Annotated in this window: 17 protein-coding genes; 7 read left to right on the forward strand and 10 right to left on the reverse strand. The window is 63.6% G+C overall.

All coding sequences use genetic code 11. From position 1 onward, the window contains the following. Window positions 1–43 precede the first annotated feature (43 nt). Together ACXHGZ_RS14965 and ACXHGZ_RS14970 are read right to left on the reverse strand one after the other, a co-directional pair. The gene (locus ACXHGZ_RS14965) at window positions 44–688 is read right to left on the reverse strand and encodes a LysE family translocator (RefSeq protein ID WP_480460415.1); all 645 of its coding nucleotides are present in this window, start codon (window positions 686–688) and stop codon (window positions 44–46) included. A gap of 321 nt (window positions 689–1,009) precedes the next feature. Continuing rightward, a complete protein-coding gene (locus tag ACXHGZ_RS14970; protein ID WP_224456492.1) occupies window positions 1,010–1,267 on the reverse strand; it encodes a DUF2790 domain-containing protein in 258 nt (85 codons plus the stop codon). 266 nt (window positions 1,268–1,533) lie between these two features. On the opposite strand from ACXHGZ_RS14970, the gene ACXHGZ_RS14975 reads away from it, so the two are divergent. Continuing rightward, the gene (locus ACXHGZ_RS14975) at window positions 1,534–1,983 is read left to right on the forward strand and encodes a GNAT family N-acetyltransferase (protein ID WP_480460416.1); all 450 of its coding nucleotides are present in this window, start codon (window positions 1,534–1,536) and stop codon (window positions 1,981–1,983) included. Here the strand turns inward: ACXHGZ_RS14975 and def are convergent. Both def and ACXHGZ_RS14985 read right to left on the reverse strand, forming a co-directional pair. After that, entirely contained in the window at window positions 1,938–2,474 is a 537-nt protein-coding gene (gene def / locus ACXHGZ_RS14980; RefSeq protein WP_480460417.1) for a peptide deformylase, read from the reverse strand. The genes ACXHGZ_RS14975 and def overlap by 46 nt on opposite strands. Beyond that, window positions 2,471–3,424 (reverse strand): YihY/virulence factor BrkB family protein, encoded by a 954-nt coding sequence (locus tag ACXHGZ_RS14985; protein WP_196146328.1) that lies wholly within the window; start codon window positions 3,422–3,424, stop codon window positions 2,471–2,473. The genes def and ACXHGZ_RS14985 overlap by 4 nt, the downstream gene beginning before the upstream one ends. A gap of 242 nt (window positions 3,425–3,666) precedes the next feature. Between ACXHGZ_RS14985 and ACXHGZ_RS14990 the strand changes: the two genes are divergently transcribed. Beyond that, a complete protein-coding gene (locus ACXHGZ_RS14990; RefSeq protein ID WP_084858403.1) occupies window positions 3,667–4,047 on the forward strand; it encodes a hypothetical protein in 381 nt (126 codons plus the stop codon). On the opposite strand, the gene ACXHGZ_RS14995 is transcribed toward ACXHGZ_RS14990, so the two are convergent. Continuing rightward, complete coding sequence (locus ACXHGZ_RS14995) at window positions 4,048–4,884, reverse strand: CvfB family protein (RefSeq protein WP_084858402.1); 837 nt, start codon at window positions 4,882–4,884, stop codon at window positions 4,048–4,050. It abuts the gene before it with no gap. A 130-nt stretch (window positions 4,885–5,014) separates the two neighbouring features. Between ACXHGZ_RS14995 and ACXHGZ_RS15000 the strand changes: the two genes are divergently transcribed. Beyond that, window positions 5,015–5,884 (forward strand): DUF6279 family lipoprotein, encoded by an 870-nt coding sequence (locus ACXHGZ_RS15000; RefSeq protein WP_480460419.1) that lies wholly within the window; start codon window positions 5,015–5,017, stop codon window positions 5,882–5,884. Window positions 5,885–6,002: 118 nt separating this feature from the next. Continuing rightward, window positions 6,003–6,359: a hypothetical protein gene (locus ACXHGZ_RS15005; protein ID WP_480460420.1), complete on the forward strand. Its 357-nt coding sequence runs from the start codon at window positions 6,003–6,005 to the stop codon at window positions 6,357–6,359. Between the two features lie 75 nt (window positions 6,360–6,434). Here the strand turns inward: ACXHGZ_RS15005 and aceK are convergent, their stop codons facing one another. After that, window positions 6,435–8,150, reverse strand: coding sequence for a bifunctional isocitrate dehydrogenase kinase/phosphatase (aceK, locus tag ACXHGZ_RS15010; protein WP_480460421.1), 1,716 nt, complete (start codon window positions 8,148–8,150; stop codon window positions 6,435–6,437). A 215-nt stretch (window positions 8,151–8,365) separates the two neighbouring features. On the opposite strand from aceK, the gene ACXHGZ_RS15015 reads away from it, so the two are divergent. Next, window positions 8,366–9,238 (forward strand): DMT family transporter, encoded by an 873-nt coding sequence (locus tag ACXHGZ_RS15015; RefSeq protein WP_480460422.1) that lies wholly within the window; start codon window positions 8,366–8,368, stop codon window positions 9,236–9,238. Between the two features lie 72 nt (window positions 9,239–9,310). Here the strand turns inward: ACXHGZ_RS15015 and ACXHGZ_RS15020 are convergent, their stop codons facing one another. The 4 genes from ACXHGZ_RS15020 to cysK form a co-directional block, all read right to left on the reverse strand. Continuing rightward, window positions 9,311–10,192 carry a DMT family transporter gene (locus ACXHGZ_RS15020; RefSeq protein WP_084858397.1) on the reverse strand — a complete coding sequence of 294 codons (882 nt, stop codon included), beginning with the start codon at window positions 10,190–10,192 and terminating at the stop codon, window positions 9,311–9,313. Between the two features lie 114 nt (window positions 10,193–10,306). Next, the gene (locus ACXHGZ_RS15025; protein ID WP_480460423.1) at window positions 10,307–10,471 is read right to left on the reverse strand and encodes a hypothetical protein; all 165 of its coding nucleotides are present in this window, start codon (window positions 10,469–10,471) and stop codon (window positions 10,307–10,309) included. Window positions 10,472–10,588: 117 nt separating this feature from the next. Further along, a complete protein-coding gene (locus ACXHGZ_RS15030) occupies window positions 10,589–11,524 on the reverse strand; it encodes an aspartyl/asparaginyl beta-hydroxylase domain-containing protein (RefSeq protein WP_480460424.1) in 936 nt (311 codons plus the stop codon). Between the two features lie 395 nt (window positions 11,525–11,919). Continuing rightward, on the reverse strand, window positions 11,920–12,894 hold the full coding sequence (gene cysK, locus ACXHGZ_RS15035; RefSeq protein WP_480460425.1) for a cysteine synthase A: 975 nt from the start codon (window positions 12,892–12,894) through the stop codon (window positions 11,920–11,922). Between the two features lie 126 nt (window positions 12,895–13,020). Here cysK and ACXHGZ_RS15040 point away from each other — a divergent pair, with 126 nt between their 5' ends. Both ACXHGZ_RS15040 and ACXHGZ_RS15045 read left to right on the forward strand, forming a co-directional pair. Continuing rightward, window positions 13,021–14,094: an AsmA family protein gene (locus tag ACXHGZ_RS15040; protein WP_480460426.1), complete on the forward strand. Its 1,074-nt coding sequence runs from the start codon at window positions 13,021–13,023 to the stop codon at window positions 14,092–14,094. Between the two features lie 168 nt (window positions 14,095–14,262). Further along, window positions 14,263–15,108 (forward strand): AAA family ATPase, encoded by an 846-nt coding sequence (locus tag ACXHGZ_RS15045; RefSeq protein ID WP_084858393.1) that lies wholly within the window; start codon window positions 14,263–14,265, stop codon window positions 15,106–15,108. Window positions 15,109–15,116 lie beyond the last annotated feature (8 nt).

A 15,116-nucleotide genomic window follows, 5' to 3' on the forward strand; every position in this document is an offset into this window, starting at 1 on the left:
TCTTTTTTGGGGCGCCCGCAATGCCCCGTGATATGAACCAGGCTTATGGCGCCGGGCTGGCCAGAATGAACTCACGGTAACCGGAGAGAATCACGTACCCCGCGAAGTAGCAGAAGATCGCCGCCGACAGCAGATACGACCAGGTCAGCAAACGATCCCCCAGCAGACGCCCGCCGTGGCTGGCGATGCCACACAGGCCCACGCACCAGACCACCCCGGCGGCGAAGAAGCCTCCCAGGAACAACCCGGCCTCCAGCAGCCCACCGGCACCGGAGCGGGAGATCAGCACCCCACCCACCGCAGCGAACCAGAGGATCGCACTGGGCGAGGACATGGCCAGGAACATCCCTCGCAGGAACTCGCGCCAGGCCGGCTCGATCACCACCTGCCCACGGGCCTCCAGGTGCCCGCCACGCCAGGCCGCCAGTGCCATCTTCAGCGCAAACCACACCAACAGTGCCGAGCCGCCCAGCCACAAGGTCCAGCGCACCGCCTCGAACTGCAACAGCACGGTCATGCCCGCCAACGCCGCGACGGCATAGATCAGATCACCGACGCACGTTCCCAAGCCCAGCCAGAGGCCTTGCATGAAGCCGCGGCGCATCGCCAAGGTGATCATGGCGATGTTGGCCACGCCGATGTCCAGGCACAAGGACAGGCTCAGAAGGAATCCATTCGAGAAAGGCATGGGGCACTCTGTATACGCTACGGCTCGAGAAGAGGCGCATTGTGCCTGGCTTGCAGCGTGGATGTCAGGCCCGCGCAGCCTGCTCGACCGCTTGGCCTCCTTTCCCGGGCAAGGCCGATGACACCGCCAGCATTGGCTGCCGAGTACCAACTACACTCTAGAACCTTGCCGTTGGGTGGTCGCTGGCAAAAACCGTTTGTCCTGCGACGCCCTGTGGGAGCGGTGGTCCCACAGGGCAGCACTGATCAATGGTTCTCTGCGCGACAGCGCAGCCCGAAGGGTTGGGCTATCTCCTTCAAGGTCGAAGGCGGCGCCGGCGTTTCAGCCCTGGCTGCAACCTTCGCCCATGGCGCGGTACTGGATGGTGTGCACCTGGCCCTGATGGTCCTCGTAGGTCATGGTGGCGGGCACCACTTCGCAGACGTTGGGGATGGTCGAAAGGCTGATCACCCGCTTGATGTCCAGGTTCGTGGAATAGTCGTACTGCTCGACAACAGGCTGGGTGGAGGCGGTCTTGACCTCGTCTGCGAGGGCGAACGAGGACATACCGACCAATGCAAGAATCAGTAAGGGTTTCATGGTGTATGGCCTTAAAAGCAATCAAGCTGATCGATTGACTTCATATGCCGGAAATGGCGCGGAGAAGTTGTCATCGACTTCGAGATGACACGAAGTACCGATCCCGCTGCGTACGGGGGATGGAGAAAATTCTACTCCCCGCCGGTAATAGTTGAACCCCGAACTCGGACAATCACCCTTGCGTGGCCTGCAACAATTCATGACAGGCCTGCACCAGGGAGGCTGCAGGTCAGCCATTGTGATGTCACAATCGGCACATGACGACGATGCCCGCACTTGACTGCCGCCCCCTCACCCGCCTCGAACGCAAGTTGCTCGACCACTTCTACCGCCAGCACGGTTCGCGCATGCGCGCGGCTGGCGATGGCGAATCATGGGTGGCGCGGGCCGATGGCATTGTCGGCGGCATGAGCCTGAGCCCCGTGGCCGAGGGCCGTTGGCTCACCGGTCTGTTCGTGGCGCCGCAATGGCGTGGCCGGCAGGTCGCCACGCACTTGATCGAGGCAGCATTGGCCGCCAATGCGGCCCCTACCTGGCTGTTCTGCCATCCGGACCTGGAAGCGTTCTACCAGCGCGTTGGCTTTACCCTCACCGATGACCTGCCCGACGCCCTGAACGCACGCCTGGCGCGCTACCAGCGCAGCAAGCACCTGGTGGCGATGGTGCGAGGTCAGTCCTCGCGGGCATCCAACCCGGGGAACAGCACCTCCGTGTAGCCGAACCGGCTGAAATCCTGGATGCGCGACGGGTACAGGCGACCGATCAAGTGGTCGCACTCGTGCTGCACCACCCGGGCATGGAAACCATCGGCGAAACGGTTGATCGGGTTGCCCTGCGGGTCGATGCCCTCGTAGCGGATATGCCGAAAGCGTGGCACCACGCCGCGCAGGCCGGGCACCGACAAGCAGCCTTCCCAACCGTCTTCGACCTCCATCCCCACGGGCGTGATCACCGGGTTGAGCAGGATCGTCTGCGGTACCGGCTCGGCATCGGGGTAGCGCGCGCTGCGCTCGAAGCCGAAGATCACCAGCTGCAGGTCGATGCCGACCTGTGGCGCGGCCAGGCCCACACCCCCTACATGGCGCATGGTCTCGAACATGTCGTCGATCAACTGCTGCAGCTCGGCACTGCCGAGCAGCGCCTGCGGTACTGGCGGGGCGATGCGCAGCAGGCGTTCGTCGCCCATCTTCAAGATGTCACGGATCATCGCGGGTTCGGCTCGCTGGGCTGGGGCTCGACCGGGTGCTCATGGCCGAGCACGGTCAGGGTCTGCTGGGTGGCATGGCCAGCGGCTTCCTTCTCGCCAGGGTTCTTGCCTTCACTCGACATGTGCTCGATGACCGCATTCATTTCCGCCCCCAGCAGCAGCACCGCAGCGGAGATATAGAAATACAGCAGCAGCACGATGATCGCACCGATGCTGCCGTACATCGCGTTGTAGTCGGCGAAGGTCTTCACATAGTACCCGAACGCCAGCGAGGCGATGATCCACACGACGACCGCCAGCACCGAGCCTGGGGTGATGAAACGAAACTCCTGCTTCACATCGGGCATGACGTAGTAGATCAATGCCACCGCCACCATCATCAGGATGATGATCGACGGCCAGCGCAGGATGGTCCACACCGTGACGATCACTTCCTGCATGCCGACCTGGGCGGCGATCCATTCCATCACCTGCGGCCCGAGCACCATCAGTGCCGCAGCCGCCAGGAGCATGCCGGCGATGCCGACGGTGTAGATGATCGACAGCGGCAGGCGCTTCCACACCGGGCGCCCTTCGGGCACGTCGTAGGCGGCATTCATCGCGCTCATCATCAGGCGTACGCCGGCCGAGGCGGTCCATAGGGCAATGACGATACCCACCGACAGCAGCCCGCCCTTGGACTGCTGCAACTGGTCGATCACCGGGTTGACCTGCTCCAAGGCCTGGGGCGGCAGCACCAGCTCCGACTGCAAGCGCAGCCAGGAGAAGAAGTCCGGCAGGTGCAGGAAGCCGATCAGGGCGATGAGGAACAGCAGGAAGGGGAACAGCGAAAACAGCATCTGGTAGGCCAGCGCGGAAGCATAGGTGGACATCTCGTCATCGAGAAATTCGCGAACGGTGCGCACCAGCACGCGGTGCAGGGGCAAGCCGCGCAGGTCGGGGAAAATCATAGCGTCTCCTTTCGCCGCTGGATCGTGTCAGGCAAGGCCAACTGGCAGGCGGTAGGCCCTTTCAATGATGCAAGTCTAATAGACCACGCCAGGTGCGGTGCTGCTCAATCCCGGACACACCGAAGAAATGCCTACGCAATGGGCTATGCCGGGCACGCACTGTGGGGCAAGCCGGGCTTGTTCGCCAGCAGCGCCCAACGCACAATACCAGGCCTTTCTAGCGTCAACCCGCAGGAACCTGCATGAAACTCGACAAACCCACCGCCATCGCCCGCCGCAACGAAGTGCTGGAACGGCCGGTGCTCAACCGCGACAACACTTTGTTCGCGATCCTCGACCGCAAGCGCAACCTGTGGTGGTTCGATGTGCCGACGGCGCTGCTGCGCAAGGGCCAGCCCGACTGGGTCAACCTGCTGCTGCACACCCCCGAGACCGACACGCTGCAGCACCTGAAGGTGCCGACCAACTTCCTGCGTGCCCATCAGGAACAGATGGAAGTCCGCCACCCCGGCAAGCGTCGCTCGACCATCAGCCTGGCCCTGAGCGCCGACCGCGACTCGCTGCTACGCGACACCCGCCCCGGTGGCGAGCAGCTGGACTTCACGCCCTTCCTGCAGGCCTGATCAGGCTCGCTCGATACGATCGTCAAGGATGACGATACGGCCCTGCTTGTACAGCGCGCCAATCGCTTTCTTGAAGTTGCCCTTGCTGACGTTGAACAGCCGGCTGATCACCTCCGGGTCGCTCTTGTCGCAGACCTCGAGCATACCGCCGGCGGCCTCCAGGCGCGCCATGATCTGCTCGGGCAGGCTGTCGGCCAGCACCTTGCCCACCGGCTGCAGGCTCAGGGCGATCTTGCCGTCGTGGCGCACTTCCTTGATGTAGCCCTTCTCGTGCATGCCCGAACGCAGGAACTTGAACACCTCGTTCTTGTGGATCAGGCCCCAGTGGCGGTTGTTGATGATCGCCTTGAAGCCCATCGGCGTCTGCCCCGCCACCAACAGCTCGACCGGCTGGCCGGCCTGGTAGTCGGCCGGGGTGCGATCCAGATAGCGGTCCAGGCGAGCGGTGGCGGTGATGCGGCGGGTGCGCTTGTCCAGGTAGGCGTGCACCACACAATAATCGCCGATCTTCAGCGGCCGCGACTCTTCCGAGTACGGCATCAGCAGGTCCTTGGACAGGCCCCAGTCGAGGAAGATGCCGGCGCCATTGATGTCCTTGACCTTGAGGCTGGCGAACTCGCCGACCTGCAGCTTGGGCTTCTCGGTGGTGGCGATCAGCTGGTCCTCGCTGTCGAGGTAGATGAACACGTTCAGCCAGTCGTCGACCTCGGTGGCGGTGTCCTTGGGGATGTAGCGCCTGGGCAGCAGGATCTCGCCGTCAGCCCCACCGTCGAGGTACAGGCCGAAGTCGGTGTGTTTCACGATTTGCAAACTGTTGTAGCGCCCAAGCAAAGCCATTTACGAAGATCCTCAAGACAAGGCGGCTATTCTACACCTGAACAGCCCCGGCCGCCTGTCCGTCCATGCCCAGGAACTGCGGTGGCCAGGTTGCATCTACTGCCAGGCAAGCCCCAGCAAGGATTGGCCCATGCTCCTGACCCTGCGCCACGCGTTCCTCGCCCTCTGCTTCGCCCTGGCCGTGGTGGCCTGCAGCCGCATCGACCTGGCCTATCGCAACCTCGACGTGCTGGTGCCCTGGTCGCTGGGCGACTACCTGAACATGAACCGCCAGCAGAAGGCCTGGCTAGACCAGCGGCTCAAGCAACATCTGGCCTGGCATTGCCAGACCCAGCTGCCCAGCTACCTGGAGTGGCTCGACCAGATCCGCCGAATGGTGGCCAACGATCAGGTTACCGACCAGGCCCTGCGCCAGCGCACCGACGAAGCGCGCCAGGCCATTGTCCGGGTCGCCGAGGCGATCACACCGTCGGCCACCGAGTTGTTGCGTGGCATGAGCGATGATCAGGTCAAAGAGATGAGCCGGGCCTTACGCGACGATATCCACAAGCGCCAGACGCAATACAACAAGACGCCATTGCCTAAGCAGGTCAGCGAACGCGCCCAACGCATGGAAGAGCGCCTGGAGCCCTGGTTCGGCGAGCTCAACGCACCCCAGCGCCTGCGCGTGCTGACCTGGTCCCAGGCGCTGGGAGACCAGAACGGCCAGCGCATTGCCAACCGCGCCCACTGGCAGCAGCAACTGGTGCAGGCCATGGCCCAGCGCAATACCCCCGCCTTCGAGCCTCGAATCGCCCAGTTGCTACAACGCAAGGAAAGCCTGTGGAGCCCGGAATACCGCATCGCCTTCCAGCGCTCCGAGCAACAGGCTCGCAGCCTGCTGGTAGACCTGATGAAGCAGAGCACCCCCGAGCAGCGGCAGTTTCTCCAACAGCGGTTGAGCAAGGTGCGCACCGATTTCCGTGAGCTGAAGTGCCTGCAAGCCGCAGCCACACGATGACCAGCGACACCTCATACCAGACATATCTACCGCGGGTTCTACAGGGGTATCGACACAATGCACGGCAAGGCCTCGCAGCAGAAGCCCTACCACCACTATTTGTCGAGAGAATTGATGCATGAAGACTGAACTGCCCCATCAGGGCGAATACGTACCCTTCTACTCCGGCTCGTTGGAAGACTTGCTGGGCGCCATCTACGCGGACGGCTCCGTTTCGGCACAGGAATACAGAGCCATTCGGAACGAAGCGGACAAGCGCATCGAGACGCTCATCGGGCTGCTGGGATCCCGCAATAGTACCCTGACCGCCTATATGAACTCGATGGATGTCACCATGCAGCTACTGCAGCTGGCGGCTCTGCAGGCCAAGAAGGCCAAGCTGACCGATACCGGGAAAGCTATCGTTCGTGATGCGCTGCAGGCGCAGCTCGAATACCTCAAGGCGGGTACCCACCTGGTGCTCACCCAGCTGTGAAACAACGACGCATGGGCACCACCACACGCTTCGGTGATGCCTGTGCGTCCGGCTGCACAAAAGCCGTGGCCAGGCTCAGCGTGCGTTACGCCGATACGGAAACACATCGATGACCTTCCCGTCACGAATCGCCGCCTGCAGCCCCTTCCAGTAATCGGCGTCATACAGTTCCCCATGCAGCCGGCTGAACAATCGCCGCTGGCCGATATCGGCAAACAGGAAGGGCGGGAACTCCTCGGGGAACACGTCATGGGGCCCGATCGAATACCAGGGCTCGCCAGACATTTCGTCCTCCGGGTAGCGCGGCGGCGGGATGTGCCGGAAATTCACCTCGGTGAGGAAGCTGATCTCGTCATAGTCATAGAACACCACCCGGCCATGGCGGGTGACGCCGAAGTTCTTCAGCAACATGTCGCCCGGGAAGATATTCGCCGCCGCCAGCTGCTTGATTGCCAGGCCATAATCCTCCAGGGCTTCCAGCACCTGGGCCTCGCTGGCCTGCTCGAGGTAGAGGTTGAGCGGGGTCATGCGCCGTTCCGTCCAGCAGTGGCGAATACGCACGGTATCGCCTTCGAGCACCACGGTCGAAGGCGCCACCTCCAGCAGCTCGGCCAGGCACTGGGGGTCGAACTTGGCCTTGGGGAAGCGAAAATCGGCGAATTCCTGGGTATCGGCCATGCGCCCGACCCGGTCGACGCTTTTCACCAGGCGGTACTTGTCGATCACCGTGGCCCGGTCGACGGTCTTGGACGGCGAAAAACGGTCCTTGATGATCTTGAACACCGTATTGAACCCGGTCAGGGTGAATACACTCATCACCATACCCCGTACCCCCGGCGCCATGATGAAGCGGTCCTCGGTGGTCGCCAGGTGGTTGATCAAGGCACGGTAGAACTCCGACTTGCCATGCTTGTAGAAGCCGATGGAGGTGTACAGCTCGGCGATATGCTTGCCGGGCAGGATGCGTTTGAGAAAACCGACGAATTCCGCGGGCACCGGCACGTCGACCATGAAATACGAACGGGTGAAGGAAAAGATGATCGAGACTTCGGCTTCGTCGGTGATCAGCGCATCCGCCTCGATGCCATGGCCCTCGCGGTGCAGTAACGGGATCACCAGTGGCCATTGCTCGTCGGGGGTATACAGCCGCCCGACCAGGTAGGCGCCCTTGTTGCGGTACAGCACCGGCGAAAACAGCTCCACGGTCAATGCCGGGTCCTTGCACACCCAGTCCGGCAGGCAGTCGCGCAGTTGCCCCTCCAAGCGCGCCACGTCACCCTCCAGGTCAGCGTAGGGCACGTCGAACGGATAGTCGGCAAACACGGCCCGCAGCAGGTTGCGCAGGCTGCCGTCCGGCCGGTAGGTACGAGTCTGTGCCGCACGTTCGTGGCCACGCATCGAGGGCCGGGTGGTGTGGATGAACATGCAGCCATCGCTGATCAGGTCATGACTGAACAGGCTGCAGAAGATCGAGTTGTACCACGTCTCCGACAGTTCATCGTCCAGCCGTGGGTCGATCAGCCTGATGTAGGCGCTCTTGACCAGCGGCCATTGCTCCACGTCCAGCAGCACCGCCTCGGCGAAGCCTTGGCGCAGCCAACCGTTGACTTCATTGACCTTGGCCTCGTAGAGGTTGATCCGCCTCGCGGCCGCCCGCTGGGTTTCCTGCCACTGAGCCTGTTGGAAACGCTCACGGGCACCGAGTGTGATGTGCCGGAAATGCTCGCGGTAGTCGTCGAAGCCATCGAGGATCATCCGGGCGATCTGGGCTGCCGGCCAGGGCTGGGACATGCGAAGGACCTCTGTGCTGGGGTTCAACACGTCAGCTTAGTTTCATCTCCCGCTCTTGGTATCCCCCTTCGCGGATAACAGGGGCAGCACACCGTCCCACCTGTGTGGGCTTGTCCCGCGACAGGGCCCGCGCGGATTCACACCGCAAGAAAGGACAAGAACCGCTCTCCCCCGCTAGCGTACACTCGCGCCCTTGCCGATCGCTGGAGACCACCGTGAACCCCACTGCCCTTGCCCGCCTGCTGACCCTTGCCGCCGTCTGGGGGGCGAGCTTCCTGTTCATGCGTATCATCGCCCCGGCGCTTGGCACGGTGCCGACCGCGTTCTTCCGGGTATCGATCGCCTGCCTGGGGCTGATGGCCATCCTGGCGGCGGCACGGGTGCGCTGGAACTTCCAAGGCAAACTGGGTGCCTGCCTGGTGTTGGGGATGATCAACTCAGGAATTCCAGCCACTTTCTATTCGGTGGCGGCCCAGGTGCTGCCGGCGGGCTATTCGGCGATCTTCAATGCCACCACACCGTTGATGGGCGTGCTCATCGGCGTGCTGTTCTTCCGTGAGCCGATGACCCTGGCCAAGCTGTGCGGGATCTTCCTCGGGCTGTTCGGTGTCGGCATCCTCAGCGGCGCAGGCCCCGTGGCCCTGGACCTGGCCCTGGTGCAAGGCGCCCTGGCCTGCCTGGCGGCGACCACCTGCTATGGCTTCGCCGGTTTTCTCGCACGGCGTTGGCTGAGCGACCTGGACAGCCGGCTTGCCGCCCTGGGCAGCATGCTGGGCGCCACCTTGCTGCTGACCCCGTTGTTCGCCTGGAGCGCCCTGACCCAGCCTCCGGCCAGTTGGGGCGGCTGGCAGGTCTGGTCGTCGCTGCTGGGCCTGGGCCTGTTGTGCACGGCCTTCGCCTACATCCTGTACTTCCGCCTGCTGGCCGAGATCGGGCCGGTCAAGGCCAGCACCGTGACCTTCCTGATCCCGGTGTTCGGCGTGCTCTGGGGCGCCTGGCTGCTGGACGAGCCGCTGTCGATGGCGCACCTGTATGGCGGCGTGCTGATTGGCATGGCGCTGTGGCTGGTGCTGCGACCGGCCAGATAGCGATCGCGAGGCAAGGCCGCCCCTGCAGGAGCGGCCTTGCGCCGCGAACGGGCCGCAAAGCGGCCCCGGGCCTCAAGCCTCAGCCGGCCGCAACCCAGGCTTGCGGAACACGAACAACAAGCCGACGACGATCAACCCCATCCCCAGCAAGCTGAGCGGTGCCAGCCGGTTGCCGAAGATCAGGAAGTCCATCACCGCCGTCACCGCCGGCACCAGGTAGAACAGGCTGGTGACATTGACCAGGTTGCCTCGGGCGATCAGCCGGTACAGCAGGAGGGTCGCCAGCAACGACACCACCAGGCCCATCCACAACAGCGCGCCGAAGAAGGTCGCGTTCCATTGCACATGCAACGGTTGCAGCGGCGCGAATACCGCGCACAGGGCGAAACCGGCCAGATACTGCAGCGGCAAGGTGCCCATGGGGTTGTCGGTGATGCGCTTCTGCAGGATCGAGCCAAAGGTCATGCTGGCCAGCGCCAGCAGGGCGAACAGCATCCCGGCCAGGGATACCCCGCCCAGGTTGATGCCCTGGTACACCACCATCACCAGCCCGCCGAGCCCCAAACCCAGGCCGAACAAGCGGCTCCAGGAACGCTGGCGCTCCATCAGCACCACGGTGAGGATAGGTTGCACGCCCATCACCGTAGCCATCACGCCGGGCGTGACGTGAGTATCGAGCGCCAGCAGGTAAAAGACCTGATAGGCGCCCAGCAGTACGCAGCCAGTCCCCAGGGCACGCAGGATCGCGCCCGGGGTACGCGGCCAACGCAGCCCCAGCAATGGGCCGATCAGCAACAGGCCGGCCAGGGCCAGCGCCGAGCGCAGCAAGAGGAAGGCGAACGGGCTGGCCTGGGCCAGGCCGAGCTTGGAGACGATCGCCCCGCTGCTCCACAGCAGGACGAACAAGCTGGTCGTGGCCGCCGAGACCACGGATGCTTTGGAAAAGACAGACATGTGTTGCCACCTGTATTGGGCAAGAAAGCCAAACGGCAGGCTGTCGCGTTAGCGAGGGATATAGCCGACCGTGTTCAGTAGGTTGCGCGTGCGCTGGGTGCGGCCAGGGGCCGGTCAGCCCAGCACCACGACTGCGCAAGGAGGCGGAGCTACGCCGCCTACGACGCCACTGACAGGTGGTGGGTAGTGACTGATCATGACCGGCTGCTGGCTGCCACGCACGACCATGCCCGCGACAGGCGCGAGAACGTAGTCAGTGGTGGAAGGGATGGCTGGCATGAACAGGTCTTCTGGAAGGACGTGAATGGATCCGACTATAGCGGCGTATTCGCGACCGGGCAAGCCGCGTGATGATCAAGGCCCAATGGCCGGCTCGCCGGCGATTGGGCCAGGGCGTCAGAACAACCAGCGGTACAGCAGGTAGGCCACCGCCACCGCCAGCACCGGCCGCAAGATGCGGTAGGCCTTGGGGTTGGCGCGCTTGAACTGCTTCACCCGGGTGCTGATCCGGTTGCTGAAGCGCTTGCTCCAGGCATAGGCCTGGTTGATGCCGCCCACGCGCTCGTCATCGGTGTTCTGTGGCGCGGTGGCGCGCCCGAGGAAGGCACTGACCTTGCGGTTGATGCGGGTCATCAGCGGGCTGCTGAGCGGGCGCTCGATGTCGCAGAACAGGATGACGCGGGTGACGTCGGTCTCGTTCTTGACCCAGTGCACATAGGTTTCGTCGAACATCACGTCCTCACCGTCGCGCCAGGCGTACGGCTGGCCATCGACATAGATGCGGCAGTTGTCCGAATTGGGCGTCGACAGGCCCAGGTGATAGCGCAGCGAGCCGGCAAAGGGGTCGCGATGCGGGTTCAGATGGCTGCCGCCCGGCAGCAGGGCGAACATGGCGCCCTTGACATTGGGGATGCCGCTGACCAGTTCGACGGTCCTGGGGCAGAGCATTTCGGCCGAAGGCAACGGCTTGTCGTACCACTTCAGGTAGAAGCGCTTCCAGCCCTTCTTGAAGAACGAACCGAAGCCGGCATCGTTGTCCTTCTCCGCCGCGCGGATGTAGCCCTCGTCGAACAGGCGCATGGCCTCTTCGCGGATCACCTCCCAGTTGTCCTTGAGCACGTCCAGTTCCGGGAAGCGCTGGCGGTCCAGGTAGGGCTTGGAAGGTACGCCGGAAAAGAGATACATCAGGCTGTTGTAAGGGGCGAACAACGCTGAATGGTTGACGAACTGGCGCAACACCGGCAAGCGCGCCTTGCCGCGCAAGTGCACGAATAGCACACTACCGAAGAACACCAGCAGGACACCTGCCTTGGCTGCAAAGGAAAAGGTCATGCAACAACTCCTTGGAGAGGAAACCAGGCCGTAGCCTGCTCCCACGCAAAATCATCCGGCCATCATAAACCCATCCGGCCCCGGTAAAAACAACCGGGGTCGGACTGCAGTGTTGAGGATTTTGCAACAAAGCGCGCCATCAAGCATTGCGCCGGATCAGCGGTAATGCTGGACAAGCTCCCAGGCTCCGCTTGCTTCGTGGGAGCTGGCGGAGCCTGCGATGGGCCGCACAGCGGCCCCTTGAGTCTGGAGGGGCTCCACCGTTTGAGGGCTTGGGGCTGCTTTGCAGCCCATCGCAGGCTGTCGCCAGCTCCTACCGAGATTTGCGCCGCTTCAAGGCTTGCGAAATCCCTGTGTGAGCCGGCTTGCCGGCGATTGGGCTGCGCAGCAGCCGCCTACTGCTGGTTTTCCTGCTCGGTGAACAGGTCGCTGAACAACATGCTCGAGAGGTAGCGCTCGCCGGAGTCCGGCAGGATCACCACGATGGTCTTGCCCTGCATCTCGGGCTTCTCGGCCAGGCGCACCGCTGCCGCCATCGCCGCCCCACAGGAGATACCGCAGAGGATGCCCTCTTCCTGCATCAGGCGCAGGGCCATGGCCTTGGCCTCCTCGTCGGTGACCGTCTCGACCTGGTCGACCACCGACAGGTCCAGGTTTTTCGGCACGAAACCTGCGCCGATACCCTGGATCTTGTGCGGGCTGGGCGTGAGCTCCTCGCCGGCCAGGGTCTGGCTGATCAGCGGCGAAGCCACAGGTTCCACCGCCACCGAAAGGATCGACTTGCCCTGGGTGTGCTTGATATAGCGCGAAACACCGGTGATGGTGCCGCCGGTGCCGACGCCTGCCACCAGCACATCCACCGCACCATCGGTGTCGTTCCAGATCTCGGGGCCGGTGGTCTTCTCATGGATCGCCGGGTTGGCCGGGTTGTCGAACTGCCCCGGCAGGTAGTACTTGCCCGGCTCGGAAGCAACGATCTCGTTGGCCTTGTCGATCGCGCCCTTCATGCCCTTGGCCGGGTCGGTGAGCACCAGTTCGGCGCCCAGGGCCTTGAGCACCTTGCGCCGCTCCAGGCTCATGGAGGCGGGCATGGTCAGGACCAGCTTGTAGCCGCGGGCAGCGGCAACGAACGCCAGACCGATACCGGTGTTGCCCGAGGTCGGCTCGACGATGGTCATGCCCGGCTTGAGCTTGCCACTGCTCTCGGCATCCCAGACCATGCTCGCGCCGATCCGGCACTTGACCGAATAACCTGGGTTACGCCCTTCGATCTTGGCCAGGACGGTCACCCCGCGCGGGGCGATGCGGTTGATCTGCACCAGCGGCGTGTTGCCGATGGAATGGGCGTTGTCTGCGTAGATGCGGCTCATGGCAGGGTCCTTAACCGTGCAGGGAAAGCCTCAAGGGTAAGCCCGCCCCACAGGCCAGTAAAGCCCGTTCGAACTCGGCCAAGCCCGGCGCGGTCAACCGGACAACCCGCCCTCGGAGAGCCTTCGATGAAAGCGCGTTACCGCTGGCCGTTGCTCGGCGTCACCGGCCTGGTTGTCCTGTTGCTGGCCCTGCACCTGGCCCTGCCCTACCTGGTGCGCGACTACCTCAACGACAGGCTGGCCGACATGGGCGACTACCGCGGCCGCATCATCGACGTCGACCTGGCCTGGTGGCGCGGTGCCTACCAGATCAACGGCCTGGAGATCGTCAAGACCACCGGCAAGGTCCCGGTGCCGCTGCTCGATGCGCCGCTGGTCGACCTGTCGGTGAGCTGGCGCGCGCTGTGGTACGACCAGGCAGTGGTGGCCGAAGTGGTGTTCGTGCACCCAGAGCTGAACTTCGTCGACGGTGGCAACAAGCGCAATTCCCAGACCGGCCAGGGCACCGACTGGCGCCAGCAGTTGGAGAAGCTGCTGCCCATCACCCTCAACGAAGTGCGCATCGATGACGGCACCCTGACCTTTCGCAACTTCACCTCCAAGCCGCCCGTGGACCTGAAGGCCACCCAACTGCAGGCCAGCATCCGCAACCTGACCAATGTGCGCGACGAGAAAGGCCGGCGCGACGCCAGCTTCGACGGCACGGCGCGCCTGCTGGGCGACGCCCGGGTGGAAAGCCGCGCCACCTTCGATCCGTTCAGCGACTTCGACGACTTCGAATTCCGCCTGCGCGCCACCGACATCCAGCTGCGCCGGCTCAATGATTTCGCCAGTGCCTATGGCAAGTTCGACTTCAATGCCGGGCACGGTGACCTGGTGATCGAAGCCCAGGCCGAACAGGGCCGGCTCAACGGCTACATCAAGCCGCTGTTGCGCGATGTGGACGTGTTCAACTGGCAGCAGGACGTCGAAGACAAGGACAAGGGCTTCTTCCGCTCGATCTGGGAAGCGTTGGTCGGCGCCAGCGAAACGGTGCTGAAGAACCAGCCCAAGAACCAGTTCGCCACCCGTGTGGAGCTCAGCGGCAGCGTGCACCAGCGCGACATCAGTGGGTTCGAGGCATTCCTGCAGATCCTGCGCAATGGCTTCATCCAGGCGTTCAACGCACGTTACGAGCAACCGCCGCCCGATTCCGACTGAACCGGGGCGCGACGCACCATTCAGAGACTGAATACCCAGTCTGCGTTTGCAGGCGCCGGGCGCGGCGTTATAGTCGCTGACAAATCACAAACAGAGGTTGCCCGCACGGGCCCTGCCGCCGGCAAGCCGGCGACAGGGCCGATGCAGGCTTGCGCAGAGGATCGGTTCATGAAGTTCGAAGGCACCCGCGACTACGTCGCCACAGACGACCTGAAGCTGGCGGTCAACGCGGCCATCACCCTGGAGCGCCCGCTGCTGGTCAAGGGTGAGCCGGGTACCGGCAAGACCATGCTCGCCGAACAGCTCGCGGCCTCCTTCGGCGCCCGGTTGATCACCTGGCACATCAAGTCCACCACCAAGGCCCACCAGGGCCTGTACGAGTACGATGCGGTCAGCCGCCTGCGCGACTCGCAGCTGGGCGTGGACAAGGTCCATGACGTGCGCAACTACCTGAAGAAGGGCAAGCTGTGGGAAGCCTTCGAAGCCGAGGAGCGGGTGATCCTGCTGATCGATGAAATCGACAAGGCCGACATCGAGTTCCCCAACGACCTGTTGCAGGAGCTCGACAAGATGGAGTTCTACGTCTACGAGATCGACGAGACCATCAAGGCCAAGCAGCGTCCGATCATCATCATCACCTCCAACAACGAAAAGGAGCTGCCGGACGCCTTCCTGCGCCGCTGCTTCTTCCATTACATCGCCTTCCCCGACCGCGACACCCTGCAGCAGATCGTCGACGTGCACTTCCCCAACATCAAGCAATCGCTGGTCAGCGAGGCGCTGGACGTGTTCTTCGACGTGCGCAAGGTGCCAGGCCTGAAGAAGAAGCCCTCCACCTCCGAACTGGTCGACTGGCTCAAGCTGCTGATGGCCGACAACATCGGCGAGGCGGTGCTGCGCGAACGCGACCCGACCAAGGCCATCCCGCCGCTGGCCGGCGCCCTGGTCAAGAACGAGCAGGACGTGCAGCTGCTCGAACGCCTGGCCTTCATGAGCCGGCGCGGCAATCGCTGACAGGAGCC

The sequence above is a fragment of the Pseudomonas shiyinii genome (assembly GCF_056725765.1).